Below are 24,894 nucleotides of genomic sequence, written 5' to 3'. Positions count from 1 at the left end.
TTCCTGGAAACGGGTTTTGATGAGGGAAGCCTGAAATGAGCAAGAAGGTTGCGATATTCGATTCGTCGTTGCGCGACGGCGCGCAGGCCGAGGGCATCTCGTTCTCGGTGGAGGACAAGCTCAGGCTGCTCGAACTGCTCGACGGCCACGGCGTCGGCTACATCGAGGCCGGCAATCCGGGCTCGAATCCGAAGGACCTCGAGTTCTTCGCCCGGGCCAAGGCGATCCACCTCAGGCACGCGCGGCTGGCGGCGTTCGGCAGCACCCGCCGGCGCGATATCCAGGTCGAGCAGGACAGCAACGTGCATTCGCTGCTGCTGGCCGACACGCCGGTGGTGGTGATCTTCGGCAAGAGCTGGGATTTCCACGTCACCGACATCATCCGCACCTCGCTCGAGGAAAACCTGGCGATGATCCGCGAGACGCTGGCGTTCTTCAAGGCCAGGGGCAAGGAAGTGATCTACGACGCCGAGCACTTCTTCGACGGCTACAAGCACAACCCGGAGTACGCGGTGCGGACCCTGCGGGCGGCGGTCGAGGGCGGCGCCGGCACGCTCGTGCTGTGCGACACCAACGGCGGCACCTTTCCGTCCGAAGTGGGGGTGATCGTCACCCGCATGGCGGAACTGTTCGACGTGCCGCTCGGCATCCACGCGCACAACGACTGCGGCATGGCCGTGGCCAACAGCGTGGCGGCGGTCGAGCACGGCGCCCGGCACGTGCAGGGCACCTACATCGGCTTCGGCGAGCGCTGCGGCAACGCCAACCTGTTGACCATCATCGCCAATCTCGGCGTCAAGCGCGACTACGAATGCCTGCCGCCGGACCAGTACCGCAACATCGTGCACGTGGCGCGGCACGTCGCGGCGATTTCCAACGTGGCGCTCAACGAGCGCGAGCCATTCATCGGCAACAGCGCCTTCGCGCACAAGGGCGGCATGCACATCGACGGGGTGAACAAGGCCGCGCACTCCTTCGAGCACATCGATCCGGAGCGGGTCGGCGGGCAGCGCCGCTTCCTGATGAGCGAGGTGTCCGGGCGGCGCATGATCCTCGACAAGATCTGGGAGGTCGATCCCTCCGTCACCAAGGACGATCCGGTGACCGACCGCATCATGAAGCGCCTGAAGGAAATGGAGCACGACGGCTACCAGTTCGAGGGCGCCGAGAGCTCGTTCGAGCTGATCGTGCGCAAGCAGCTCGGCAAGTACCGCTCCTTCTTCGAGCTGGAGCACTTCAGGATCATCGGCGAGCAGCCGGCCAAGGGCGAGTACGGCTCGTCGGCGATCATCAAGATCAAGGTTGACGGCGAGGACGAGATCACCGCCGCCGAGGGCGACGGCCCGGTGCACGCGCTCGACAGCGCGCTGCGCAAGGCGCTGGAGACCTTCTACCCGGAACTGGCCAACGTGCACCTGACCGACTACAAGGTGCGCGTGATCAACGGCAAGGACGCCACCGCGTCCAAGGTGCGCGTCCTGCTGCAATCGACCGACGGCGAGGTGATCTGGACGACGGTCGGCGTGTCGACCGACATCATCGAGGCGAGCTGGCTGGCGCTGGTGGATTCGATCGAGTACAAGCTGCTCAAGCTGGAGGAAGCCAAGCGGACGCAGGCAGCCCACGCCGGCTGAACCGGCGCCGCCCACGGCGCGCTATTTCTCCGGCGCCTCCCGGCCCGCCGCGTCCCGCGCTTCGCGCAGCGACTCGGCCAGCATGAACACCGACATGGCGTAGAAGCTGGAGCGGTTGTAGCGCGTGATCGCGTAGAAGTTGTCGAAGCCGAGCCAGTATTCGGTGGGCTGGTCGGGCGAGACGAGGTCGATCAGCGCGGCCGGCGCGTCGGCGAAGCGTTCCGCGCCGATGGTCAGCGGTACGATGCCGCGTTCCCGTATCTCGCGCAAAGGCAGCGAGGGCTTGATGCCCGCCGCGACCAGCGCCGCCGCGTCGCCTTCCACGCCGGCCGGCACGGCCACCGGCCCGCCCGGCTGCCAGCCGTGCATGCTCAGGAAGCGCGCCACGCTGCCGATGGCGTCGGCGGCGCTGCCGCCCAGGTCGATGCGGTCGTCGCCGTCGAAATCGACGGCGAAGCGGCGCTGGCTGCTCGGCATGAACTGCGGGATGCCGATGGCGCCCGCGTACGACCCCTTGTAGGCCAGCGGCGAGGCGCCGCTCTCCCGCGCCATGAGCAGGAACTGCTCCAGTTCGCCGCGGAAGAAGTCGGCGCGCGGCGGATAGTCGAAGGCCAGCGTGGACAGCGCCTCGAGCACGCCGAACGCGCCGGTGTTGCGGCCGTATTCCGTCTCCACGCCGATGATGGCCACGATGATTTCCTGCGGCACGCCGTAGATGGCCTCGGCGCGCGCCAGCGCGGCGCCCTGTTCCCGCCAGAAGCGCAGTCCCTGGGTCAGCCGCCGCTCGTTGAGAAAGCGCGCGCGGTAGCGCTGCCAGGAACGCTGCAGCTCGGGCACCGCCGCCGGCTGGATCGCGCGCAGCACGGCCGGATTGCTGCGGATCGAGGCGAACTGGCGGGTCAGGTGCGCGGCGTCGAAACCATACCGGACGTGCATCTCGGCGATGAATTCCCGGACCGCCGGCACGTCGGCGAAGGCGGGCGCGCCCGCGTTCTTGGCGGCGCCGGCCTGGAACGGTAGCGCGGCCGAGGCGAGGCTGATGAAAATGGCGGCGAGTCGATGTTTCAAAGCGGTTTTTTCCTGAGTGAGGCAAGCCGTTTCGCGCACTCGCGCAAGGCCTGCAAATGTTCCCGGCGCCCGGTGCCGTAGCGCAGCTCGGCGAAATGGCCCGCCGCGCGGTCCACCACCGGCGCCAGGTCCGGCCGCTCGCGGGCGACGCGGGCGGCCAGGTCGAGCGGGCCTTCCCAGGCCGCGCGCCGGATGCCGAAACGTGCGAGCCGGGCGCAGAAAGACTGCCAGGCCCGCACCTCGGGGGCGGCGCGAGTGCGCCGGACCAGCGTCCAGCCGGCCAGCGCCAGCAGCGCGGCGCCGCTCAGCGCCGCCATGGCCCGGACCATGCTCCGCCAGTCCGGGTCCGCCATGCCGAGGCTGGCCAGCGTTTCGCGCTGGCGCTCGGCATTGTACCCGAGAACCCATTGATTCCAGGCGTTGTTGACCGCTTCCCAGCGGTAGCGCAGGCGCTGCAGCTGCACCAGCCAGTCGCTGTCCAGGCGCACCAGCGCGGGCAGGGGCTCGCCGTCCGGCAGGGCGGCGCCGATGCCGCGCTCGATGCGCGACGGCGCGATCGCCGCGGTCGGATCGACGCGCGTCCAGCCCTTGCCCGCCAGCCAGATTTCCGCCCAGGCGTGGGCGTCCGACTGGCGCACCGTCAGGTAGCCGTCGACCGGGTTGATTTCCCCGCCCTGGTAGCCGGTCACCACGCGGGCCGGGACGCCGGCCGCGCGCATCAGCGCCACGTAGGCGCCGGCGTAGTGCTCGCAGAATCCGCGCCGGGTGTCGAACAGGAATTCGTCGACCGCGTTGGCGCCGAGCCGCGGCGGCTGCAGCGTGTAGAAGAACTGCTCCTCCCTGAAGAAACGCAGCGCCTCGGCGGAAATCCGTTCCGGCTCGGCGAATGCCTGCCGCCACGACGCGGCGAGTTCGCGCGCCCGCGGGTTGAGGCCGGGCGGCAGGCGCAGCGCCTGCTGCAGCATGCGCCGCGATTCCTCGCGGTTGGCCGCGTACTCCGGTACGGAGCGGAAGGCGAAGCGCGTGCGGTAGCGCACCGGCATGCGCGCCAGCGCCTCGAAGGTCGGTGCCAGCGCGGCGCCCTCCGGCAGGGCGACGGGCAGGTCGAGCGCCAGCAGCCAGCGCCGGTTGTGCGCTTCCAGGGTGATCGTGTAATCGACGGGCGCCGCGCCCGTTGTTTCGATCGTCGCCGGCAGGTTAGCCGAACGCGAGGCGCTGGCCGGGCTGGTGCGCCAGGTCTGCCCGTCGTAGCTGTCGAATACCGGCCCGCGCCAGTACAGCCGCGAGCGGTCCGGCACGCCCGCCGCGAAGCGCGCGCGGAAGGCGATCTCGCCCGACTGGATCAGGCTGTCCAGCGAGCCGGGTGACATCTGGTCGGAAAGGCCGGTCAGCCCGGCGTAGGCGTCCTGCGGCAGCCCCCACAGCGGCCCCTGCACGCGCGGGAAAAGCAGGAAGAGGATGAGCATGAACGGCAGCGCCTGCGCGACCAGCAGCGCCGCGTAGCGGAAAATCCCGCGCAGCGGCTGCGCGCCGCCGTGCATGCGCAGCAGCGCGGCGGTGAGCAGGGTGGCCGAGGCCAGCAGCCAGACCCCGGTGGCGATGTCTTCCGCATGGAAATAGTGTGTCAGCAGCAGGAAGAAGCCGAGCATGACGGTGACCAGGCCGTCGCGGCGGGTGGTCATCTCCATCGGCTTCAAGGCCATGAAGAACACCAGCAGCGCGATGCCCGGATCGCGTCCGAACAGCGTGCGGTACTGCCAGGCGATCCCGGCGGTGCCGGCGACGACCAGCAAGGCCAACACCCAGCGGCGCGGCAGCCGCCCGTTGCGCAGCCACAGCCAGGCGCGTCCGAGCAGCGCCGCGCCGGCGAGCAGCGACAGCCACGCCGGCAGATGCCCGACGTGCGGCAGCGTGGTGGCCACGGCGACCGCCAGCAGCCAGGGAATGGCGCCGTGTTCGAGCAGCGGGCGGGGCGCGGCCGGCGCGCGCGGCCGCCGCCGGGGCCAGCGCAGGCGGCCGGTGTCAGGCATGGAGCGCCAGCGCCTCCAGGCAGGCGTCGCGGTGGGACGGGCCGCACTCGGGCGCGATGACCCGGCCCGGCAGGCGCAGGCCGTAGCGGCATTGTTCGCGTTCCGCCGCCAGCACCCAGCCGGCCAGCAGCGACAGCCGCGTTTCCGTGTCGGCGTGGGGCGGCGTCGCCTGCCAGTCCAGCCACAGCGCTTCCGCCGCACCGCCGTCGAACTGCTTGATCAGCAGCGGGCGATGCGCGAAGTCGCGGGCGACCGCCTTCCAGGCGATGTGGCGCGGCGAATCGTTGGGCTGGCGTTCGCGCAGGCCGGAAAAATCCTCCTGGCCGCCGTTGCCTCGCCGCCCGGCTGCTTCCCGGGCGGGCGCGGCCGGCGGCAGCGGCGCGGCCAGCGGCTTCGGGTAAACCAGGCAGGACAGCGGCGGGTGCGGATAGCTCCAGGCGCGGAACAGCCCGAGCGGATAGCGCGAGGCGAGGGTTACGCGGCCCGGCTCCAGGCGTCCCCGGCGCGGCGCGGCGCAGGGCAGCGCGACGGACGCCCGCTCGCCGGCCGGCACGTCGAGCGCGACCGGCGGGTTCCTGCCGATCGCCAGTTCCAGCGCCCGGCGCGCGTGCCGCCAGGGATTCTCGACGTGCAGCGTGAAATGCGCGGTGTCGCCGGCGAACACCGGCTCGGCCCGTCCCGGCGCGATGCGCAGCCCGAGCAGGTTGCGGAAGGTGTGCACCATCGCCACCAGCCCCAGCCCGGCGAGCAGGAAGACCAGTGCGTGGCCGAGGCTGAGGTTGTAGTTGATCGCGCCGGTCAGCATCGCGCACAGGACCACCGCGTACAGCAGCCCCGCGCCGGTGGGCAGGATGAAGATGCGCCGCTGCGTCAGCACCACGGGTAGCCGTTCGTCGCGCCCCCAGCGGAACAGCCGCTGCGCCAGCGCCTGCCGCAGCGCCATCACGTGACCGGGATGGAGCGGATCAGCCCGGCGATGTCCTCGGCTCCGGCGTGGCCGTTGCCGTCGGCCAGTTGCAGCCGGTGGCAGGCGACGCTCGGCAGCACCGCCTGCACGTCCTCCGGCATGACCATCCGCCGGCCGGCCAGGAAGGCCCAGGCGCGGGCCACCGCCAGCAGGGCCAGCGCGGCGCGCGGGCTGAGGCCGTGCACGAAGCGCGGGCTGGTCCGCGTCGCCTCGACCAGCGCCTGTACGTAATCGAGCAGGGCCGGCGCCACATGCACCCCGCCGGCGGCCTGCTGCAGCGGCACGATCTGCTCGGGCGCGAGGCAGGCGGCGAGCGCCGGCAGCGCGTCGCGGCGTCCTCCGCTTTCGAGCAGCGCGCGCTCGGCGGCGCGGTCGGGATAGCCGAGTTCCACGCGCAGCAGGAAGCGGTCGAGCTGGGATTCCGGCAGGGGAAAGGTGCCGATCTGCGTTCAACGGGTTCTGCGTGGCGATCACGAAAAACGGTTCGGGCAGCGGGCGGGTCTCGCCGTCGACCGTCACCTGGCGCTCCTCCATGGCTTCGAGCAGGGCGCTTTGCGTCTTCGGCGTGGCCCGGTTGATCTCGTCGGCCAGCAGCACCTGCGAGAAGACGGCGCCGGGGAGGAAGCGGAAGGCGTTGCGTTCGCGGTCGTAGATCGAGATGCCGATGACGTCGGCGGGCAGCATGTCGCTGGTGAACTGGATACGCGAGAACTGCAGGCCGAGCAGGCGCGCCAGCGTCTGCGCCAGGGTGGTCTTGCCGACGCCCGGCCGGTCCTCGATCAGCAGGTGGCCGCGCGCCAGCAGGCAGGCGAGCGCCAGGCGCACCTGGGCATCCTTGCCGAGGATGATGCGGTTGGCGGCGGCGATGACTTCGGCAACGGACGCCGAGGCGGGGAAGGCGGATGACATGTCCATGGCGTCGGCGCGAAACGATCGGGAATGAGGTAATGTAGTCACCGGCCCGATTCTATCGCTCGATGGCCGGGCGGGGGAAAAAGAGGCGGCGGCCGCGGCGGCTCCGGAAGTCCGGGAAGCGCCTCCGGCGGACATTTTGGCGATCATTCGAGACAACGGGGGCGGCAATGGAAAATTTGGAAATCCGGAAAGTCGGCATCGTCGGGGCGGGCGTCATGGGCAGCGGCATCGCCCAGGCGTTCGCGCTGGCCGGCATCGAGACGGTGATCACGGACGTGGCGGAGAGCGCGCTGCGGCGCGGCATGGAAACGATCTCCGCGAGCATGGACCGGATGATCAAGAAGGAAAAGATCACGCCGGAACAGAAGACGCGGGCGCTGGCGGCGATCGCCGCGGAGCGGGACGTGCAGGTGGTCGCCGGCTGCGACCTGGTGATCGAGGCGGCGACCGAGGACGAAAGGCTCAAGCTCGACATTTTCCGGCAGCTCGACGCGCTCGCCCGGCCGGACGCGATCCTCGCCAGCAACACCTCGTCGCTGTCGATCACCCGCCTGGCGGCCGCCACGCGGCGCCCCGCCCAGGTGATCGGGCTGCATTTCTTCAACCCGGTGCCGATGATGGCGCTGGTCGAGATCATCAGCGGCCTGCAGACCTCGGCCGAGACCGCGGCCGCCGCCGGGCGGCTGGCGCAGCGGATCGGCAAGACGCCGGTGAAGGTGCGCAACAGCCCCGGCTTCGTGGTCAACCGCCTGCTCTGCCCGATGATCAACGAGGCGGTGTTCGCCGTCGCCGAAGGGCTGGCGACGCCGGCCGAGATCGACGAGGCGATGAAGCTGGGCGCCAATCACCCGCTCGGCCCCCTGGCGCTGTGCGACCTGATCGGCCTGGACGTCGAGCTGGCGATCATGCAGGTCCTGCACGAAGGGTTCAAGGACCCCAAATACCGGCCCGCGCCGCTGCTGGTCGAAATGGTCGAGGCGGGCCGGCTCGGGCGCAAGACCGGCCAGGGTTTTTTCAGCTACGTGTAATTCCGGGAAAAAAAGCGGCCCCGGTGTCAGCGGATTCGGGCATGTCGCGTTTTTCATGTTCGTCATGCCTGTGTTCAGTTAGAATTGTCGAAATAAACCTTGGGGCTTGCTTATGAATACGATTACCGGTTCCATTGTCGCCATCGTCACGCCGATGCACGAGGATGGAAAGCTCGATCTGCCCAGCCTGCGCAAGCTGATCGATTTCCACGTGCAGGAAGGGACGAACGCCATCGTCATCGTCGGGACCACGGGCGAATCGCCGACCGTCAACGTCGAGGAACATCACGAACTGATCCGCGTCACAGTGGAGCACGCGGCCGGACGCATCCCGGTCATTGCCGGCACCGGCGCCAATTCGACGTCCGAAGCCATCGAAATGACCCGGTTCGCCAAAACGGTCGGCGCGGACGCGGCCCTGTCGGTCGTTCCGTACTACAACAAGCCGACGCAGGAAGGCCTGTACCGCCATTTCAAGGCCATCGCCGAGGCCGTTGACATTCCGGTCATCCTCTACAACGTGCCCGGCCGCACGGTCGCCGATCTGGCCAACGAAACGACCCTGCGCCTGGCGCAGATTCCCAACATCGTCGGAATCAAGGACGCCACCGGCAACATGGACCGCGGCGCGGAACTGATCAACCGCGCGCCGCAGGGCTTCTCCATCTACAGCGGCGACGACGCGACGGCGTGCGCGCTCATGCTGCTCGGCGGCAAGGGCAATATTTCCGTCGTGGCCAACGTCGCGCCGCGCCTGGTCAGCGACATGTGCGCGGCGGCGCTGGCGGGCGACCTGGCGAAGGCGCGCCAACTCAATTTCCGCATGAGCGGGCTGAGCCGGCAGCTTTTCTGCGAGGCCAACCCGATTCCGGTGAAGTGGGCCTGCCAGCAGCTGGGCTTCATGGGCGGCGGCATCCGGCTGCCCCTGACGCCGCTGTCGCCGGAGTTCCATGAGCGCGTCCGTGCCGCCATGCGCCAGGCCGGCTTGTTGGGGTGATTTTTTGCTTCCAGTTCCAGGGGTTTCGATGAGAGTTGTTGTTCGGCGGCTGGCGTCGTGCGCGCTGGCCGCAGCATTGGCAGGAGTGGTCGCCGGCTGTGCCGATCTGGCGATCGAGTCCAAGAAGATTGACTACAAGTCGGCCTCTACCGTCCGGGCTCCGACGCTGGAAGTACCTCCCGATCTCACCTCGCCCACGCGGGACGACAGGTTCGTCGTGCCCGACACCGGCGGCAAGGGCTCGGCGACGTATTCCGCGTACTCCGGCGAGCGGACGCAGGCCGCCCAAAAGCCCAGCGAAGTGCTGCCGGACATCGACAAGGTGCGCGTCGAGCGGTCCGGAAACCAGCGCTGGCTGGTGATCAAGGAACCGCCTGACAAGCTGTGGGGGCAGGTCAAGGATTTCTGGCAGGAGCTCGGCTTCCTGATCAAGCTCGAACTGCCGGAGGCCGGCGTGATGGAGACCGACTGGGCGGAAAACCGCGCCAAGATCGGCAACGACTTCATCCGCAACTGGCTCGGCAAGGTGATCGATTCGCTCTATTCGACCGCCGAGCGCGACAAGTTCCGCACCCGCCTGGAGCCCGGCGCCGTGCCGGGGACGACCGAGGTCTACATCAGCCATCGTGGCATGTACGAGATCTACGTTTCGGAAGGCAAGGACCAGACGCGCTGGCAGCCGCGCGAACCGGACCCCGATCTGGAGGCCGAAATGCTGCGCCGCCTGATGGTGCGTTTCGGCAGCGACGAGCGCCGGGCGCAGATCGAACTGGCGGATGCGAAGATTCGTCCGGCCGAACGCGCCAAGCTCGAACGTCCGGGCAACGGCCCGGCTTCGCTGGTGGTCGACGAGTCGTTCGACCGGGCGTGGCGCCGCGTCGGCCTGGCGCTGGACCGCGTCGGCTTCACGGTGGAGGACCGCGACCGTTCGAAGGGCCTGTATTTCGTCCGCTACGTCGATCCGGAAAGCGACGTCCAGAACAAGGACCCCGGCCTGCTCTCCAAGCTGGCGTTCTGGAAGCCCTCGACGCCCGATCCGCAGACGAAATATCGCGTCTACGTCAAGGAAGGCGGCGCGCGGACGACGGTCCAGGTGCTCTCCGCCGAGGGCGGCGCCGACCAGTCGGATACCGGCAAGAAAATCCTGGATCTCCTGTTCGAACAGTTGAAGTGATGCGTTTCGCGTCGCTGGGCAGCGGCAGTCGGGGAAATTCCCTGATTGTCGATGCCGGCGGCACCAAGCTGCTGCTGGACTGCGGCTTTTCGGTGCGCTCGATGGTCGGCCGGCTCGCCCGGCTGGCGATCCTTCCCGAGGAAATCTCCGGCATTCTCGTCACGCACGAGCACAGCGACCACATCGCCGGCATCTTCCGCTTCTCCGCCCGCTTCGGGATTCCCGTCTACATGACGCACGGCACCCATGCCGCCGCGTCGCAGGGCCAGGGCGTCCCGGCCGGCTGCCGCCTGATCGACGGCCATGCCGCGTTTTCCGTTGACGGCGTGGAGGTGACGCCGTTTCCCGTGCCCCACGACGCGCGCGAGCCGGTGCAGTTCGTCTTTTCGGACGGCCAGTGCCGGCTGGGCGTGCTGACCGATTGCGGGACGATCACGCCGCACGTGGCGGCGGTGCTGGACGGCTGCCACGCGCTCGTCCTGGAATGTAACCACGATCCGGACCTGCTGGCGGCCTCGACTTACCCGGCCATGCTCAAACGGCGCATCGCGGGCGACTTCGGGCATCTCGGCAATGCCCAGGCGGCGTCCCTGCTGCAGCAGATCGATGCCGGCCTGCTGCGCCACGTCGTTGCGGCGCATCTGAGCGAGGAGAACAATCGGCCCGCCCTGGCCAGGGCGGCGCTGGCGCAGGCGCTGGGCTGCGCGGAGGAGTGGATCGGCGTGGCGTCACAGGAAGACGGGACCGGCTGGCGGGATCTCGCGCGCGAACTCTGATCCGCCCGGCCCGAGGCGCCGGGCAACAAAAAAGCCGGCAATGCCGGCTTTTGACCGAAGCGGAGAAACGCTTACTTCTTGGGTTCTTCGGCTGCAGGGGCCGGAGCGGCGGGCGCGGCTTCAGCGGGCTTGGCGTCTGCGGCGGGCGCCGGGGCTTCAGCAGCCGGGGCGGGAGCCGGAGCGGCGGGCGCAGCTTCAGGAGCGGGAGCAGCAGGAGCAGGGGCGGCGGCGGGAGCCGGGGCCGGAGCAGGAGCTTCTTCCTTTTTGCCGCAAGCGGTCAGGGTCAGAGCAACGAGGGCGGCAACGAGGAGCGAGTTTTTCATCTTGAGCTTTCCTATATCTAAAAAAACGACGACAACAAAAAAACAACACCATACGACTACAACATCACCAACAGCTTTCTGAACGCGCCAAAAAACGATTGGTTGACCGGCTCGAAACCGGTCAGCCCGGAATTATAACAGCATCGAAGGGCGTTGCCGGGGCCGTGGCCGTTCGCGGCAGGGTTATCGCGCGGATGCTCGTGGAATTCTGGGTGGGGCCAAGGTGCCCGTGCCGTCATTCCGGCGCAGGCCGGAATCCAGTTTTATGGTGCACGCACTGGGTCCCGGCTTGCGCCGGGACGACGGTGTCTGCGCGAAACTATGCTTCTTTGCTACCGCCAGGAGAGAGCAGCGTTCGTGCAATTGCCCTGTCGTTCGCGGCCGGCCCGCGGCCGGGAATCGCGGTGCTTCTTCGGAGGGTCTAAAGGCCGAGCGTCGTGGCGCCGACGGGCGTGCCGCCTTCCCGGAGGATGTCGTCGAAGCGCGTCAGGTAGGGGCGGCAGGCGTCCGCGTTGTCGATGATGACGCGCGACCGGGCGTGGTCCTGATGGATGCGGACCAGCGCATGGCGGTCGTCGGCGAGGAACATCGCGTCGGTCAGGTGCGCCAGATGCGGCGGGCATTCCCAGACCTGCAGCGCATGCGGAAAATCGGCGAGCAGCTTGAACAGGCGCGGGCTGCTGCGCCGGAACGGCTCCGCGTTCCGCAGGACGATCTGCAGCGTGTTGCGCGGCGCGGCGGTCAGGAAACGGCGCAGGAAAAACTCGCTTTCGCGGCTTTCCAGGCCCAGCCGGGCCAGATCGGGGTCGAAGATGCGCAGGCTGCGTGTCGCCAGGAGCAGGATCTTCTGCACCGCGCCGTCGTGTTCGGACCACTGGGTGATCAGTTCCGGATTCATGGCGGTCTCGCTGCGTTGGATGGCCGGCACGTATCTTAAGGAAAAACCGGGAGGACGGGGCGCTTCCTCCCGGCGTTGCCGAGCTACCCGGCGCGGCGCTGTGCCGCGCCGGAGCGTTTGGCGCCGGCGGGCGCGCGCCGGTCGCCACCGGCCGGGGAGCGCGGCGCCGCGTATGCGCGGGATTTGTCCTGGGAATGCGCGGCCGGCTTGCCCTGCGGCCGCCCCGCGCCCTTGCGCGTTTCGCCGGTTGGCCAACCGCCCTTGGCGCGGGCGGGTTTCGCCGGTTTCGCCGCCGGCCGCCGGACCGGCTCGTGGCCGGCGACGGTCTCGACGGGGATGGTCTGCTTGGTGAAACGTTCTATCTTGCGCACGGCGAACTGTTCCGCGTGGTTGACCAGCGAAATGGCCAGCCCGTCGCGGCCGGCGCGCCCGGTGCGGCCGATGCGGTGTACGTAGTCCTCGGCGAACTTGGGCAGATCGTAGTTGAACACGTGCGTGATGGTCGGCACGTCGATGCCGCGCGCGGCGACGTCGGTGGCGACGAGCACGCGGATGTGGCCGCGGCGCATGGCGTTGAGGGTGCGGTTGCGCGCGCCCTGGTGCATATCGCCGTGCAGCGGCGCGGCGTTGAAGCCGGCCAGGTTGAGCCGGTCGGACAGCGTGTCGGCCTCGCGCTTGGTGGCGGTGAACACGAGGGCCTGGTCGATGTTCGCGTCGCGCAGCAGGTGGTCGAGCAGGCGGTTTTTGTGGGCCAGGTCGTCGACGAAGTGCAGGCGCTGCTCGATGTTCTCGTGCCGGGTGTGCGCCGCCGCGATGCTGATCTGCAGCGGGTCGCGGGTGATCTCGCGGGCGATGCGGCCCACCGCGCCGTCGAGCGTGGCGGAGAACAGCAGCGTCTGGCGGTCGGCCGGGGTGGCGGCGACGATCTTCTCGATGTCTTCGATGAAGCCCATGTCCAGCATGCGGTCGGCCTCGTCGAGGACCAGCATTTGCAGCTCCGAGAAATCGATCCGGCCCGATTCCATGTGGTCGATCAGGCGGCCCGGCGTGGCCACGAGAATCTCGGGATTGCGCGCGAGCAGCATCGTCTGCTTCGGGTAGGGCATGCCGCCGAGGATGGCGACCGCCTTGAGATGGCGGATGTGCCGCCCGTACTTTTCGGTCGCGGCGGTGACTTGCAGCGCGAGTTCGCGCGTCGGTGCGAGCACCAGCATCCTCGGCCGCGCGGGCTGGAGGCGGGGGCGGGACGACGGGCGTTCCTTGCCGGAGGCGCGGCGCGCGTCGGGCACGAACGGACGGCGCGGCTGCGCCGCCAGGCGGTCGAGCGCCGGCAGCATGAAGGCGGCGGTCTTGCCGGAGCCGGTCTGCGAGGAGACCAGCAGGTCGCGCCCTTCCAGCGCGGCCGGGATGGCCTGCGCCTGCACGGGGGTGGGTTCCTGGTAGCCGGCTTCGGCGAGGGCCTTGAGGAGGATTTCCTGGAGTCCGGTTTCTGCGAAGGTCATGGTTCTCTTTCCTGATGTAACGGGGTCGCGCGGCCGCGGCGTGCGGCGCACGGGTTTCGGTAATGCAACGCAACCGTCTGAACAGCGGGAAAGTTCTCGCCGGGGCGAGAGAATCCGGAACTTTTCGGCACAAAAGCTTTGTGCCAGGACGGCGCCTGAAAGGTTCGGCGCCAGGAGGCAGGAGGGCTTTGGAAATGCGGCCAGGTGTGCGAAGCGCGTGGTCGCCGCGTCCGAAGACGGCAGCGAGGGGCGGACTATACAGGATCAGCGGCGGCGCGTCGAGCGCAGTCCGGCGACCGCCGGCGAGAACACCTCGGTGACCAGCAGCGACTGGCATCCGAAGGAGAACGACGAGCGCCGCGCCCAGAGCGCCGGAGGCGGCGCGTCTTCGAGGCCCAGCGCGGCGACGGCGGGCCGGAACAGCGGATGCCGGGCATCCAGGCGGCAGGCTGCCAGATCGCCGCGCGCGAAGCGCGGGTGCGCGAAGAGCAGGGCGCCCAGCGAACGGGCGCCGAGCCGCGCCAGCCAGCGGGTCATCGGCCCGCGCGGCCGCCGCGGCAGGACGCTGTGTGCGAACACCAGCGGCCGGCCGTCGCAGTACAGCACGACTTCGCGGACCCAGGCCAGCCGTCCCGGCGCCAGCTCAAGCCGGCGGGCCTCGTCGCGCGTGGGCGCGTCCAGGCGCTGGCCCAGCACCGCCAGGGCGAAGCGCCCCGCGGACTGCAGGCGCGCGGTGAGCGAGCCGCGATCGTTCAACCAGGATTTGAAGGGCCGGCCGTCCGCGCCGAGCGGCGGGCGGGCGCGCCAGTTCGTCCGGATGCCTGCGCGCATGCGGAATGCCGGAGGCCGCCTATTGCGGGCGGGGGGATTTTTCCAGCCCGCCGATGCGTTGTCCCGGCTTGATGCCCTTGTCCGCGAACCAGCCGCGATTCATCTCCAGCGCGAACCGCGCCGGCGCGCCGGCGCAATGGTTGTCTTCGGTCTGCGGCTTCATGTCCTCGATGTTGAGGATCTTGCCCTCGTCGTCGAGAAAGGCCACCGAGAGCGGCAGGAAGGTGTTGCGCATCCACATGCAGTAGCGATCGGGGCGCGGGAAGACGAAGAGCATGCCCTGGTTGGGCGCCAGGCTCTTCCTGTGCATCAGCCCCTCCATGCGCGACGCCTGGTCGGCGGCGACCTCGGCCTCGATGCGGTGGAAGCTGGCGGTCAGCGCGATCGACGGCATCTGCGCCAGGGCGGTCGCGGCGAGCAGCGACAGGGCGACGCCTGCCACGCGGGTCAGTCGGAACATGCGGACTCCATCGGAAAAAAGCGTTGCGTGCCGATGCCCGGCGGGCGTCATTTCCTGCCCGCGGCCTTGGCGGCCTTGTTTTTCCTGGCCGTGGCCGCCGGCTTGCCGGGCTTGGTTTTGGCGGCGGGCGTGGCCTTTTTGTGCACCGTCTTCTTCACCGGCTTGGCCGACGCCTTGGCGGGCTTCGCCACGTCGGGGGCGATGATCACCGGCGCGTCTTCGTGCTCCGCCGCCTTGGGAATGGCGCTGGCGGCGGTCGCGCCGAGCAGCAGGACGATGCCGGCAAGAAAGCGTGGGAAAAAGCGGGAGCGGAAAGTCATGGCCGTGTGGACGTATGCGTGGGCGTTGAACGGAAGCGGCCGGCGGCCGCGGCAAGGCCACATTCTATTCGAAACGCCGGGCGGTGCGGCCGTCTTGCCGCGCGGGCTATTCCTCTTCGACGAACACCTCTTCGCGCTTCCTGCTGATCGCCGGCAGCATGATCGCGACCATCAGCGCGACGGCCACGGCGAGCATGGTCGCGGCGATCGGGCGGGTGACGAAGACGCTCCAGTCGCCGCGGGCCATCAGCAGCGCGCGGCGCAGGTTTTCCTCCATCATCGGGCCGAGGATGAAGCCGAGGATCAGCGGCGCCGGCTCGAAGCCGAGCTTGTGGAACATATAGCCGACGACCGCGAAGGCGGCGGCGCAATAGACGTCGAAGGTGCTGTTCGCCAGCGTATAGACCCCGATCGCGCAGAACGCCATGATCGCCGGGAAGAGGAAGCGGTAGGGCACGGTCAGCAGCTTGACCCAGATGCCGATCAGCGGCAGGTTGAGGATCACCAGCATCAGGTTGCCGACCCACATCGAGGTGATCAGGCCCCAGAACAGTTCCGGGTTGCTGGTCATCACCTGCGGGCCGGGCTGGATGCCCATCAGCGTCATGGCGCCGATCATCAGGGCCATCACCGCGCTGGTCGGGATGCCCAGGGTGAGCATCGGGATGAAGGAGGTCTGCGCGCCGGCGTTGTTGGCCGCTTCCGGCGCGGCGACGCCCTGGATGGCGCCCTTGCCGAATTCTTCCGGATGCCTGGCCAGTTTCTTTTCGAAGGAATACGAGGTGAAGGAGGCGAGCATCGGCCCGGCGCCGGGCAGCACGCCCAGCAGGCCAGCCGAGGATGGTGCCGCGCACGGCGGCCGGCGAGGCTTCCCGGAAGTCCTTTTTGCTGGGCCACAGGCCGGTGACCTTTTTGACGAATACGTCGCGGTGTTCCTCGGTCTTGCCGAGGTTGGCGATGATTTCGCCGAAGCTGAACACGCCCATGGCGATGACCACGAAGTTGATGCCGTCCATCAGTTCCGGGATGCCGAAGCTGAAGCGCGGCACCGCGGTGATCACGTCGGTGTTGATCTGGCCGAGCAGCAGGCCGAGGACGACCATGGCCAGCGCCTTGGCCAGCGAGCCCGAGGCCAGGACGACGGCGCCGACCAGGCCGAGGAACATCAGCGCGCAGTACTCGGGCGCGCCGAATTCGAAGGCCAGCGCGGTGAGCGGCGGGGCGAAGGCGGCGACCACCAGCGTGCCGAAGGTGCCGGCGAAAAACGAGCCGAGGGCGGATACCGCCAGCGCCGCGCCGGCGCGTCCCTTGCGCGCCATCTGGTAGCCGTCGAGCGCGGTGACCACCGACGAGGCTTCGCCGGGCACGTTGATCAGGATGGCCGTGGTCGAGCCGCCGTACTGGGCGCCGTAGTAGATGCCGGCCAGCATGATCAGCGCCGAGGTCGGCTGCAGCGAGTACATCGACGGCAGCAGCATGGCGATGGTGGCGATCGGGCCGAGGCCGGGCAGGACGCCGATCAGCGTGCCGAGCATGGCGCCGAGGAAGGCGTACCAGAGGTTGATCAGCGACAGCGAGGTCTGGAAGCCGATGTAGAGGTTGTTCAGCAGATCCATGAGCGTCTTTCAGCGTATCGAACCGGCTCAGGCCGGCCACACCGGAATGGTCAGTTGCAGCCCGTAGATGAAGATCGCGTACGACAGGGCGGTGAGGACGACGGCGTTGAGGATGGCATCCTTCCAGCGGAACTCGCTGCCGCCGGCCGAGGTGATGACGATCATCGCCGGGAAGCTGATCATGAAGCCGAGCTTGGGCAGGAAGTAGCCGAAGAAGGCGATGGCCCCGACGATGCAGATCAGCGGCCGCCAGGGAATCCGGCCGATGGGGTCGCCGTCCTTGCGCTTGGTGGTGAAGGCTTCGAAAAGGACGACCGCGCCGAGGATGGCCAGGATGATGCCGAGGCCGAACGGGAAATAGCCCGGACCGGGGCGGATGGAGGTGCCGAAGTTGTAGTTCGTGGCGCCGATGGCGAAGGCCACGCCGACCGCGATCAGCGCGAGGCCGGAGACGAAATCCTTTTGGCTCTTGATTTTCATGGACGCTCTCAGTTCTGGCAGGTGCGGCCGGAGGTTTCCCGCCGCGTCGGGTCAAGCCGGCGCGGCGGGAGGACTTCCAGAGCGCAAACCGGCGATCAGTCGGCCTTGATGTTGGCGTCCTTGATCAGCTTGCGATACTTCTCCAGCTCGGCCGGTGCGTATTTTGCCAGTTCGTCGGCCTGTCCGGAGCCCGGCGTGACGCCGACGCCGCGCAGCTTCTCGATCACTTCCGGCTGCTTGAGCACGGCCTGCAGCTCGGTGCTCAGCTTGTCAACGATGGGCTTCGGCGTTTTCGCCGGCGCGTACAGGGCGTACCAGCCGTTGACCGAGAAGTCGGGATAGCCCGCCTCGGTCAGCGTCGGCACGTCCGGGAAGTCCGGCAGGCGCGTCTTGGACGACACGGCGATCGGGCGCACCTTGCCGCCCTTGATCAGCGGCGTCGAGTTGGTCGAGGTGTCGAAGATGACGTCCAGGCGCTTGCCGATCAGGTCGAGGATGTGCGCGCTGCCGCCCTTGTACGGCACGTGCGTCATGTTGACGCCGGCCTGCGCGGTGAACATCTCGCCGGCCATGTGCAGCGGCGAACCGTTGCCCGATGAGCCGTACATGATTTCGCCGGGCTTCTTCTTGGCCGCGTCGACCACGTCCTTGATCGTCTTGTAAACGGAATCGGGGTAGGTGATGATCACGGTCGGCGCGGTGCCGAACATGCCGATCGGCTCGAAGTCCTTGATCGGGTCGTACTCGGCCTTGAACAGCAGCGGGGTGACCGCGTTGGAGGCGAAGCCGCCGACCAGCAGGGTGTAGCCGTCCGGCGCCGCCTTGGCGACGACGGTGGCGCCGATCAGCGTGCCGGCGCCGGGCTTGTTCTCGATGATGAACTGCTGGCCGAGGCGTTCGGACAGCTTCTGGCCGATCAGGCGGCCGAGCATGTCGTTGGCGCCGCCGGCCGGATAGGGAACGATCAGCGTGACCGGCTTGGCCGGGTAGTTCTGGGCGTGGGCGGCGCCGACGACGCCGATGCCGGCCAGGGCGACGGCGGCCAGCAGCCGGGTGAAGCCGCGCCGGGATGTGCGTGTTGCATGGTTCATGATGAGCCTCCTCGATGGTGCTGCGTTGTAATGGCGGCATCCGCCGCCAGCCGTTTCCCGGCCCGTTGGCGCCAACGGGCCGCTGCCGGAATCACTTGACGACGATGTTGGCCTTCTCGATGACGACCTTCCACTTGTCCATTTCCGCGGCGATGTAGTCGGCGAACTCCTTGGAATTCATCGCCAACGCCTCGGCGCCGAGTTCGGAGAACTTCTTGATCGTCTCCGGCTTCTTCATGCAGTTCTGCACTTCGGCCGAGAGCTTCTGGACGATCTCGTTCGGCGTGCCGGCCGGCGCGACGAAGCCGTGCCAGGCGACCGCCTCGAAGCCGGGCAGGAATTCGGCGACCGCCGGCACCTTCTCGTCGAACGCGGCGCGCTTGCCGGTGGCCGTGGCCAGCATCGTCAGCTTGCCGCCCTGCACGTGCGGCAGCAGCAGCGGCACGTTGTCGAAGGTCAGCGCCACCTGGCCGCCGATCATGTCGGTGATCATGCGCGCCGAGCCGGGGTAGGGCACGTGCGTCATCTTGGTGCCGGTCATCTGCTGGAAGAGCTCGGCCGCCAGATGCTGCGAGGTGCCGACGCCGGAGGAGCCGTAGGCCACCTTGCCCGGATTCTTCTTGAGATACTCGATCAGTTCCGGGACGGTCTTGACGTTGAGCTTGTTCTGGTTGATCACCAGCACGTTGGGCACGCGGTCGAACATGGCCACCGGGATCAGGTCCTTGAGCGGCTTGTAGGGGATCTGGTCCGGGCGCAGCAGCGGATTGATCGCCAGCCCGGAGGTGCTGGCGATGCCGATGGTCAGCCCGTCCGGCTTGGCGCGGGCGACCTGCGCGATGCCGCTGACGCTGCCGGCGCCGGGCACGTTCTCGATGATGAACGGCTTGCCGAAGGTCTTCTGCAGGTGGTCGCCGATGACCCGGGCGAAAATGTCCGTGGTGCCGCCGGCGGTGAACGGCACGATGATCTTGACCGTGTCGGTCGGCCACTCGTCCTTGGCCTGCGCGGCGGCCGGCGACAGCGCGGCGCAGGCGGCGACGGCGATTGAAAACAGGCGTTTCTTCATGACTTTCCCCTTTCGATGTGTTTAACCCAACGGCTGACTTTTATTGGCGAAGCATGCGTGGCGGACGGTCCGCGGTCCTCATTCCTCCTGGAAGGCCTCCTGGCGTTTCTGCTTGACGGCGGGGAAGGCCATGACGGCGACGAGGGCGGCGGTGAGCAGGAGCAGGGCGGCGGAGATGGGGCTGGTGGCGAAGACCGCGTAGTCGCCCTGGGAGAGGATCAGCGCGCGCCGGAAGTACTCCTCCATCATCGGCCCGAGGACGAAGCCGAGGAGCATCGGCGCCGCCTCGCAGCCGAGCTTGGCGAGCAGGTAGCCGACCACCGCGAAGACGGCGGTGATGTAGACGTTGGCCACGCTGCTGTTCAGCGAATACACGCCGATGCAGCAGAACACCAGGATCGCCGGGTAGAGGAAGCGGTACGGGATGGTCAGCAGCTTGACCCACACCCCGAGCAGCGGCAGGTTGAGGATCACCAGCATCAGGTTGCCGACCCACATCGAGGCGATCAGGCCCCAGAACAGCTCCGGGTTGTTCTGCATCACCTGCGGGCCGGGCTGCACGTTGTGGATGGTCATCGCCCCGACCATCAGCGCCATCACCGCGTTGGACGGGATGCCGAGGGTGAGGAGCGGGATGAAGGAAGTCTGCGCCGCCGCGTTGTTGGCCGACTCGGGGCCGGCGACGCCCTCGATGGCGCCGTGGCCGAACTCGTGCGCGTACTTCGAGACCTTCTTCTCGAAGGTGTAGGAGGCGAACGACGAGAGCACCGCGCCGCCGCCGGGCAGGATGCCGAGGATCGAGCCGAGCGTGGTGCCGCGGAAAATCGCCGGCAGCATGCGCTTGAAGTCCGCCAGGGTCGGCCACAGGCCGGACACGCTCCTGGTGAAGGTCTCGCGGTGCTCCTTCAGCGACAGGTTGGCGATCACCTCGGCGAAGCCGAACAGGCCCATCGCCACGCAGACGAAGTCGATGCCGTCGAAGAGGGCCGGCAGGGCGAAGGTGTAGCGCATCACTCCCGAATTCACGTCGGTGCCGACCAGCCCCAGGATCAGGCCGAGCAGGATCATGCAGATGGCCTTGAGGATCGAGCCGGAGGACAGGATGATCGCCCCGACCAGCCCGAGCACCATCAGCGAGAAGTAGTCGGCCGGGCCGAAGTTGAAGGCCAGTTCGGCGAGCTGCGGGGCGAAGGCGGCGAGCACCAGGGTGGCCACGCAGCCGGCGAAGAAGGAGCCGAAGCCGGCGGTGAACAGGGCGGTGCCGGCTTTGCCCTGGCGCGCCATCTGGTAGCCGTCGATGGCGGTGACCACCGAGGACGATTCGCCGGGCAGGTTGACCAGGATGGCGGTGGTCGAGCCGCCGTACTGGGCGCCGTAGAAGATGCCGGCGAGCATGATCAGGGCGGTGGTCGGATCGAGGCCGTAGGTGACCGGCAGCAGCATGGCGATGGTGGCCACCGGGCCGAGGCCGGGGAGTACGCCGATGAGCGTGCCGAGCACGCAGCCGATGAAGGCGTAGAGCAGGTTCTGCAGGGTCAGCGCGGTGGCGAAGCCGAGCGAGAGGTTGGCGATCAGGTCCATGGCGCGCGCTCAGGCAAAGATCGTCGGCCAGGTCGGGAATTGCAGGTGCAATCCCTGGACGAAGACGAGATAGACCAGCACGCCCAGCACCAGCGCCGAGCCGACGGCGCCGGTCCAGGTGAATTCATGGCTGCCGCGCGCGGCCACCAGGACCAGCGCGACCATCGCCAGGATCACGCCGAGCGGGGCGAGCAGGACGGCGAACAGCAGCACCGCGCCGACGATCCACAGCATCGATTTCCAGTCCAGGCGGCCGACTTCCGTGCGCTGCGCCCGCGGCGCGAGCGACGAGACCGCCAGCACCGCGCCCAGCACGCCGAGCAGCACGCTCAGCCAGAAAGGGAAGTAGCCCGGCCCGATATCCTCCGCCGTGCCCAGCGTGTAGCCCCGCGCCACCACCGCCGCGAATCCCCCGAACGCCGCGAAAAATACCCCCGCCCCAAAATTCTGCTTGTTCCTGATTTCCACGCTGACGACTCCCTCCCGTAGTGCTTTTCATGACGTGCGGAACGCCGGCCGGCGCCTGCGGCCTACAGGCCGTTCATCACGTTCTCCGGGCGGACCTTCCTGACCAGGGCCGCGACGATGTTTTCCACGCAGTGCTCGCCGATGGCGTTGACCGCCCCGTCGGTGTAGCCCGCGATGTGCGAGGTAGCGATGAAGTTGTCCAGGGCGAACAGCGGGTGTTCGGCGAGCGGTTCGGTCTCGAAGACGTCCGACGCGGCGCCGGCGATCACCCGGTCCGCGAGCGCCGCGAACAGGTCGGCCTCGTTGACCACGCCGCCGCGCGAGGCGTTGATCAGGTAGGCGCCGGGTTTCATTTTCTTCATCTCGCCGAGGGCGATGAAGTTCCGCGTCGCATCGGTCAGCGGCATGTGCAGCGTGATGAAGTCGCTGCGCGCCAGCAGTTCGTCCTTGTCGACGAAGGCGATGCCGTGCTCCTCGGCGAAGGCCTGGTCCTGGAAGAAGTCGAAAGCGATGACGCGCATGTTGAAGCCCCTGGCGCGCAAGGCCACCTGCTTGCCGATGTTGCCGAGCCCGCAGATGCCGATGGTCTTCCCCCAGGCGTCGGTGGCGAAGATGCGCGGCCATTCGCCGCCCTTGGTCAGCGCATTGGCCTGCGGAATCTGGCGGGCGAGCGCGAGCAGCAGGGCGAAGGTGAAATCGGCGACCGCATGCTTGTTGGCGTTGGGGACGTTGGTCACCCAGATGCCGCGCGCCCGGGTGGCCGCGAGGTCGATGTTGTCCACGCCGACGCCGTGCTTGCATACGATCCCCAGGCGTGGCGCGCAGTCGAGCAGTTCGGCGCCGATTTCGGTGAAGGCGACGATCAGCGCGTCGGCGTCGGCCAGATGCGGCTTCAGCTCGGCCAGCGTCACGTCCGCGGGAAACGACTGGACTTCGAAGCCGTGCTCCTTCAAGTACACGACCGGGTGGTCGCTGTACTTGGCGAAGGACGGCGAGGTGGAGATGACTTTCATGGGCCGCGCCTGCCTCAGAACGCCGGCACGTTGCCGTACTTGGCGACGACCTCGCGGATCGTGGCGAGGTCCTGCTCGGAGAACAGGATCGGGTAGCGGCTGTCGCCGACGTCCTCGCCGAGCAGCGCCGTCGCCTTCTTGACGGCGGCCGGGGCGAAGCAGACGGCGTAGAGGTCCTTGCGCAGCCCGCTGATGAAGTCCTGCGCCGCCTTCGACTTCGCCACGTCGCCGTCGCGGAAGTGCTTCCAGATCAGGCTGACGCCTTCCGGGCAGACGTTGGCCAGGCCGGAGATGCAGGCCGAGCAGCCCTCCAGGAAGCCCTGGTGCGCCAGGTGGTCCGGGCCGCTCAGCACGTCGAAGTCGGGAATGTCCCTGACCGCGTCGAGGAAGCCCTTGAGGCTCTCGTAGCTGCCGGCGCTGTCCTTGATGCCGACGATGTTCGGGTGTCTGGCCAGCGCGGCCGCGGTGGCCGGCTCGATGGTGTTGCCGGTGCGCGCCGGGATGTTGTAGAGGAAGACGGGCACCGGCACCGCGTCGGCGATGGCCGTGTAGTGGTAGATCAGCTCATGCTGCCGCAACGGCACGAAGGAGGGCGTGATCACCGAGACGGCGTCGACGCCCATGGCGGCGACGTCCTGGCCGAGGCGGATGGTCGTCGCGGTGGAGTTCTCGCCGATGTGCGCGACGACCGGGACCTTGCCCGCCGCCTCGTCGACGCAGGTCTGCGTCACCCGCAGCTTCTCTTCCGTGTTCAGCACGAAGAACTCGCCGTTGGTGCCGTTGCAGAAAATGCCGTTGCCGAACTGCATCTGCCGCCGCACCTGCCGGCGCAGCCGGTCCGGGCAGACGGCGCCGGCGGCGTCGAACGGGGTGACGATGGCGGTGAGCACTCCTTGAATCCGGGCGGGCATCGAAATTTCTCCTTTTTCTGCAAATCGACGGTCGGTCGTTGGGTTGGGGAGGGAGGCGCGGCACGCCGATGATTCCGCCTGCCCGAATCCATCCGAAGTTATGGCGTTTGAGCAATGTTGATTGATTTGATAATCGATGTCAACAAAATCTATCGGATTGTTTCGTTAATGCCTAATATCTCTCATCGGAACGGATCTGGCATGCCGCCGGAAGTTGACAAGCCGCCCAAAGGCCGCCGCCGATCTTGCTGTTTTTAAATTAATATAATGATTTTAAAGTGTATTTTTATTATTCTGAAATCTTTCACCGGCTGTTGCCAAAATGTCGCACGGGCTGCCGCGGATTGTTTCCATGACGTAACCGCGCCCCGAAACGGTCTTGTCTCGCTAAATGAATGTGCGGTCTTGGTTGATTTTTAGGCGATCTCCGGTGTAAACTCGTTCAAAAAGTTTCACGTTCTATCAATGGCGTGTCCGATCGCGCCGCAGTTTTCTGGATTGTCCTGGGTGAATGGAAAAGCGAGGAGTCATGGAACTGGTCGCGCATAACGATAACCTGCCGGATGCCGACAGCGTGCCGCTGCTGCCGGCGCTGCGCCGGCAGCGCATCGCGGAATTCCTCCATCATCACGGCGCAGTGACGCTGCAGCAGCTGGCCGAGGCGCTGCACGTCTCGCTGTCCACCCTGCGCCGCGATCTCGACGCGCTGGCCGAGGAAGGCGTCGTCGAGCGCACGCACGGCGGCGCGATCCTGCGCCATCTGCAGTACAGCACCTTCGAGCCGAACATCGCCGCGGCGCGCGACCTGTCGCCGCGCGAAAAGCGGCTGGTCGGCGCCGCGGCGGCCGAGTCGCTGGTGCCGGGGCAGAGCGTCATCTTCGACAGCGGCAGCACGGTGCTGGAAGCGGCGCGCGCGGTGGTCGCGCGCAAGATCCCGATCGTCGCCGTGACCAACGACATCGAGATCGCCCAGGTGCTGAACGCCAGTCCGCTGGTGCAGGTGCACCTCTTCGGCGGCCAGCTGCGCCCCGGCAGCAACACGGTGGTCGGCGAGCAGGTGCAGAACGCGGCCAAGCGGATCTGCGCGGACGTCCTGTTCTTCGGCGCGCACGCGGTGACCGACAACATCGTCTCCGAAACGTCACCCGAGGTGGCGGCCGTCAAGCGCGCGCTGATGCGCTCGGCCACTTCGTCGCGCCTGCTGGTGGACGCCTCCAAGTTCCGTCCGCGCGTATTCATGACCGTCTGCGACATGAGCGAGATCGCCGAGGTGATCACCGACGAGGGCGCGCCGCAGGAAGAGCTGGAGCGCATCCGCTCGGCGGGCGTCAAGCTGGTCATCGCCAAGAACCTGCCATGAGCGCCCCCGCCCGTCCGCCCGCAGGGGGCGCTCCCGTTCCCTCGGGGAAAGCGGCGCAGGGAGTTTCGCCGGGCACGGCGCCGCGGCTGCGCGGCCGATCCACCGTGCGCAGCCGCTCCGCCGCCGCGCAGCGGCAGGAGGGCGGCACGCGGAGCGGCATCCGCATCCTCGCCGACGATCTGACCGGCGCGCTGGACACCGCCGCCGCGTTCGCCGGCGAGGTGCCGGTGTACATCGATCGCCCGCCGGCCGGCGTCGAGGCGGCCGCGCCGCCGGTCGCGGTGGTGGCCACGCCGACGCGCGACGTGGCGGCCGCGGCGCTGCCCGGTTTCCTGGCGCCGGCGGTCGAGTGGTTCCGGTCGGGGAGCCTGTCGTTCAAGAA

Annotated in this window: 23 protein-coding genes and 2 pseudogenes; 6 read left to right on the top strand and 19 right to left on the bottom strand. The window is 68.1% G+C overall.

What is annotated here, in order from left to right; genetic code table 11:
- The first annotated feature begins 35 nt into the window (after window positions 1-35).
- A complete protein-coding gene (gene cimA, locus QM701_RS02870; RefSeq protein ID WP_415165588.1) occupies window positions 36-1,634 on the top strand; it encodes a citramalate synthase in 1,599 nt (532 codons plus the stop codon).
- A gap of 21 nt (window positions 1,635-1,655) precedes the next feature.
- Here cimA and mltB read toward each other — a convergent pair whose 3' ends face one another.
- The 4 genes and pseudogenes from mltB to QM701_RS02850 form a co-directional block, all read right to left on the bottom strand.
- Window positions 1,656-2,702 carry a lytic murein transglycosylase B gene (mltB, locus tag QM701_RS02865; protein WP_415165587.1) on the bottom strand — a complete coding sequence of 349 codons (1,047 nt, stop codon included), beginning with the start codon at window positions 2,700-2,702 and terminating at the stop codon, window positions 1,656-1,658.
- Window positions 2,699-4,732 (bottom strand): transglutaminase TgpA family protein, encoded by a 2,034-nt coding sequence (locus QM701_RS02860; RefSeq protein WP_415165586.1) that lies wholly within the window; start codon window positions 4,730-4,732, stop codon window positions 2,699-2,701. Before QM701_RS02860 ends, mltB begins: the two co-directional genes overlap by 4 nt.
- Window positions 4,725-5,675, bottom strand: a complete 951-nt coding sequence (locus tag QM701_RS02855; RefSeq protein WP_415165585.1) for a DUF58 domain-containing protein — start codon at window positions 5,673-5,675, stop codon at window positions 4,725-4,727. Before QM701_RS02855 ends, QM701_RS02860 begins: the two co-directional genes overlap by 8 nt.
- A pseudogene (locus tag QM701_RS02850) lies at window positions 5,675-6,608 on the bottom strand (AAA family ATPase). Before QM701_RS02850 ends, QM701_RS02855 begins: the two are co-directional and overlap by 1 nt.
- Before the next feature lie 68 nt (window positions 6,609-6,676).
- On the opposite strand from QM701_RS02850, the gene QM701_RS02845 reads away from it, so the two are divergent.
- The 4 genes from QM701_RS02845 to QM701_RS02830 all read left to right on the top strand — a co-directional run bounded on the left by QM701_RS02845 (window position 6,677) and on the right by QM701_RS02830 (window position 10,589).
- Entirely contained in the window at window positions 6,677-7,642 is a 966-nt protein-coding gene (locus QM701_RS02845; protein WP_415165584.1) for a 3-hydroxybutyryl-CoA dehydrogenase, read from the top strand.
- A 112-nt stretch (window positions 7,643-7,754) separates the two neighbouring features.
- A complete protein-coding gene (dapA, locus tag QM701_RS02840; RefSeq protein WP_415165583.1) occupies window positions 7,755-8,639 on the top strand; it encodes a 4-hydroxy-tetrahydrodipicolinate synthase in 885 nt (294 codons plus the stop codon).
- A gap of 28 nt (window positions 8,640-8,667) precedes the next feature.
- Window positions 8,668-9,813 carry an outer membrane protein assembly factor BamC gene (gene bamC / locus QM701_RS02835; RefSeq protein ID WP_415165582.1) on the top strand — a complete coding sequence of 382 codons (1,146 nt, stop codon included), beginning with the start codon at window positions 8,668-8,670 and terminating at the stop codon, window positions 9,811-9,813.
- Window positions 9,813-10,589: an MBL fold metallo-hydrolase gene (locus QM701_RS02830; RefSeq protein WP_415169334.1), complete on the top strand. Its 777-nt coding sequence runs from the start codon at window positions 9,813-9,815 to the stop codon at window positions 10,587-10,589. Before bamC ends, QM701_RS02830 begins: the two co-directional genes overlap by 1 nt.
- A 744-nt stretch (window positions 10,590-11,333) precedes the next feature.
- On the opposite strand, the gene QM701_RS02825 is transcribed toward QM701_RS02830, so the two are convergent.
- From QM701_RS02825 to QM701_RS02760, 14 genes and pseudogenes are all read right to left on the bottom strand, one after another.
- On the bottom strand, window positions 11,334-11,810 hold the full coding sequence (locus QM701_RS02825) for a hypothetical protein (protein ID WP_415165581.1): 477 nt from the start codon (window positions 11,808-11,810) through the stop codon (window positions 11,334-11,336).
- 83 nt (window positions 11,811-11,893) lie between these two features.
- The gene (locus tag QM701_RS02820) at window positions 11,894-13,312 is read right to left on the bottom strand and encodes a DEAD/DEAH box helicase (protein WP_415165580.1); all 1,419 of its coding nucleotides are present in this window, start codon (window positions 13,310-13,312) and stop codon (window positions 11,894-11,896) included.
- Window positions 13,313-13,576: 264 nt separating this feature from the next.
- Window positions 13,577-14,143 (bottom strand): chorismate--pyruvate lyase family protein, encoded by a 567-nt coding sequence (locus QM701_RS02815; protein ID WP_415165579.1) that lies wholly within the window; start codon window positions 14,141-14,143, stop codon window positions 13,577-13,579.
- Window positions 14,144-14,162: 19 nt separating this feature from the next.
- Window positions 14,163-14,603 (bottom strand): DUF192 domain-containing protein, encoded by a 441-nt coding sequence (locus tag QM701_RS02810; RefSeq protein ID WP_415165578.1) that lies wholly within the window; start codon window positions 14,601-14,603, stop codon window positions 14,163-14,165.
- A 47-nt stretch (window positions 14,604-14,650) separates the two neighbouring features.
- Window positions 14,651-14,923, bottom strand: coding sequence for a hypothetical protein (locus QM701_RS02805; RefSeq protein WP_415165577.1), 273 nt, complete (start codon window positions 14,921-14,923; stop codon window positions 14,651-14,653).
- 106 nt (window positions 14,924-15,029) lie between these two features.
- Window positions 15,030-15,743 (bottom strand): tripartite tricarboxylate transporter permease, encoded by a 714-nt coding sequence (locus QM701_RS02800; RefSeq protein WP_415165576.1) that lies wholly within the window; start codon window positions 15,741-15,743, stop codon window positions 15,030-15,032.
- A 115-nt stretch (window positions 15,744-15,858) separates the two neighbouring features.
- Window positions 15,859-16,458: pseudogene (locus QM701_RS02795) on the bottom strand (tripartite tricarboxylate transporter permease); the annotation flags it as partial.
- A gap of 108 nt (window positions 16,459-16,566) precedes the next feature.
- Window positions 16,567-17,019 (bottom strand): tripartite tricarboxylate transporter TctB family protein, encoded by a 453-nt coding sequence (locus tag QM701_RS02790; RefSeq protein WP_415165575.1) that lies wholly within the window; start codon window positions 17,017-17,019, stop codon window positions 16,567-16,569.
- Between the two features lie 95 nt (window positions 17,020-17,114).
- Window positions 17,115-18,110 (bottom strand): Bug family tripartite tricarboxylate transporter substrate binding protein, encoded by a 996-nt coding sequence (locus QM701_RS02785; protein WP_415165574.1) that lies wholly within the window; start codon window positions 18,108-18,110, stop codon window positions 17,115-17,117.
- Window positions 18,111-18,201: 91 nt separating this feature from the next.
- Window positions 18,202-19,179, bottom strand: coding sequence for a Bug family tripartite tricarboxylate transporter substrate binding protein (locus tag QM701_RS02780; RefSeq protein WP_415165573.1), 978 nt, complete (start codon window positions 19,177-19,179; stop codon window positions 18,202-18,204).
- 78 nt (window positions 19,180-19,257) lie between these two features.
- Window positions 19,258-20,760: a tripartite tricarboxylate transporter permease gene (locus QM701_RS02775; protein ID WP_415165572.1), complete on the bottom strand. Its 1,503-nt coding sequence runs from the start codon at window positions 20,758-20,760 to the stop codon at window positions 19,258-19,260.
- Window positions 20,761-20,769: 9 nt separating this feature from the next.
- Window positions 20,770-21,228, bottom strand: coding sequence for a tripartite tricarboxylate transporter TctB family protein (locus QM701_RS02770; RefSeq protein WP_415165571.1), 459 nt, complete (start codon window positions 21,226-21,228; stop codon window positions 20,770-20,772).
- A 62-nt stretch (window positions 21,229-21,290) separates the two neighbouring features.
- A complete protein-coding gene (locus tag QM701_RS02765) occupies window positions 21,291-22,241 on the bottom strand; it encodes a phosphoglycerate dehydrogenase (protein ID WP_415165570.1) in 951 nt (316 codons plus the stop codon).
- 14 nt (window positions 22,242-22,255) lie between these two features.
- Complete coding sequence (locus tag QM701_RS02760; protein WP_415165569.1) at window positions 22,256-23,152, bottom strand: dihydrodipicolinate synthase family protein; 897 nt, start codon at window positions 23,150-23,152, stop codon at window positions 22,256-22,258.
- 511 nt (window positions 23,153-23,663) lie between these two features.
- Here QM701_RS02760 and QM701_RS02755 point away from each other — a divergent pair.
- Complete coding sequence (locus tag QM701_RS02755; protein WP_415165568.1) at window positions 23,664-24,512, top strand: DeoR/GlpR family DNA-binding transcription regulator; 849 nt, start codon at window positions 23,664-23,666, stop codon at window positions 24,510-24,512.
- Here the strand turns inward: QM701_RS02755 and QM701_RS02750 are convergent.
- Window positions 24,490-24,891, bottom strand: a complete 402-nt coding sequence (locus QM701_RS02750; protein WP_415165567.1) for a hypothetical protein — start codon at window positions 24,889-24,891, stop codon at window positions 24,490-24,492. The two genes, QM701_RS02755 and QM701_RS02750, sit on opposite strands and share 23 nt — an antisense overlap.
- Between the last annotated feature and the right edge of the window lie 3 nt (window positions 24,892-24,894).

The sequence above is a fragment of the Propionivibrio sp. genome, assembly GCF_047602565.1.
Taxonomy (GTDB): Bacteria; Pseudomonadota; Gammaproteobacteria; order Burkholderiales; family Rhodocyclaceae; genus Propionivibrio.
This window is presented reverse-complemented; position numbering and strand designations above follow the sequence as displayed.

Bases quoted from the DNA above. Each gene is read 5' to 3' on its own strand.
- cimA (WP_415165588.1), top strand. From the start codon at position 36: ATGAGCAAGAAGGTTGCGATATTCGATTCGTCGTTGCGCGACGGCGCG.
- dapA (WP_415165583.1), top strand. From the start codon at position 7,755: ATGAATACGATTACCGGTTCCATTGTCGCCATCGTCACGCCGATGCAC.
- QM701_RS02790 (WP_415165575.1), bottom strand. From the start codon at position 17,019: ATGAAAATCAAGAGCCAAAAGGATTTCGTCTCCGGCCTCGCGCTGATC.
- QM701_RS02765 (WP_415165570.1), bottom strand. From the start codon at position 22,241: ATGAAAGTCATCTCCACCTCGCCGTCCTTCGCCAAGTACAGCGACCAC.
- QM701_RS02810 (WP_415165578.1), bottom strand. From the start codon at position 14,603: ATGTTCCGACTGACCCGCGTGGCAGGCGTCGCCCTGTCGCTGCTCGCC.
- QM701_RS02755 (WP_415165568.1), top strand. From the start codon at position 23,664: ATGGAAAAGCGAGGAGTCATGGAACTGGTCGCGCATAACGATAACCTG.
- QM701_RS02825 (WP_415165581.1), bottom strand. From the start codon at position 11,810: ATGAATCCGGAACTGATCACCCAGTGGTCCGAACACGACGGCGCGGTG.
- QM701_RS02855 (WP_415165585.1), bottom strand. From the start codon at position 5,675: ATGGCGCTGCGGCAGGCGCTGGCGCAGCGGCTGTTCCGCTGGGGGCGC.
- QM701_RS02830 (WP_415169334.1), top strand. From the start codon at position 9,813: ATGCGTTTCGCGTCGCTGGGCAGCGGCAGTCGGGGAAATTCCCTGATT.
- QM701_RS02785 (WP_415165574.1), bottom strand. From the start codon at position 18,110: ATGAACCATGCAACACGCACATCCCGGCGCGGCTTCACCCGGCTGCTG.
- QM701_RS02845 (WP_415165584.1), top strand. From the start codon at position 6,677: ATGGCCGGGCGGGGGAAAAAGAGGCGGCGGCCGCGGCGGCTCCGGAAG.
- QM701_RS02775 (WP_415165572.1), bottom strand. From the start codon at position 20,760: ATGGACCTGATCGCCAACCTCTCGCTCGGCTTCGCCACCGCGCTGACC.
- QM701_RS02805 (WP_415165577.1), bottom strand. From the start codon at position 14,923: ATGACTTTCCGCTCCCGCTTTTTCCCACGCTTTCTTGCCGGCATCGTC.
- QM701_RS02780 (WP_415165573.1), bottom strand. From the start codon at position 19,179: ATGAAGAAACGCCTGTTTTCAATCGCCGTCGCCGCCTGCGCCGCGCTG.
- bamC (WP_415165582.1), top strand. From the start codon at position 8,668: ATGAGAGTTGTTGTTCGGCGGCTGGCGTCGTGCGCGCTGGCCGCAGCA.
- QM701_RS02860 (WP_415165586.1), bottom strand. From the start codon at position 4,732: ATGCCTGACACCGGCCGCCTGCGCTGGCCCCGGCGGCGGCCGCGCGCG.
- QM701_RS02820 (WP_415165580.1), bottom strand. From the start codon at position 13,312: ATGACCTTCGCAGAAACCGGACTCCAGGAAATCCTCCTCAAGGCCCTC.
- QM701_RS02815 (WP_415165579.1), bottom strand. From the start codon at position 14,143: ATGCGCGCAGGCATCCGGACGAACTGGCGCGCCCGCCCGCCGCTCGGC.
- QM701_RS02760 (WP_415165569.1), bottom strand. From the start codon at position 23,152: ATGCCCGCCCGGATTCAAGGAGTGCTCACCGCCATCGTCACCCCGTTC.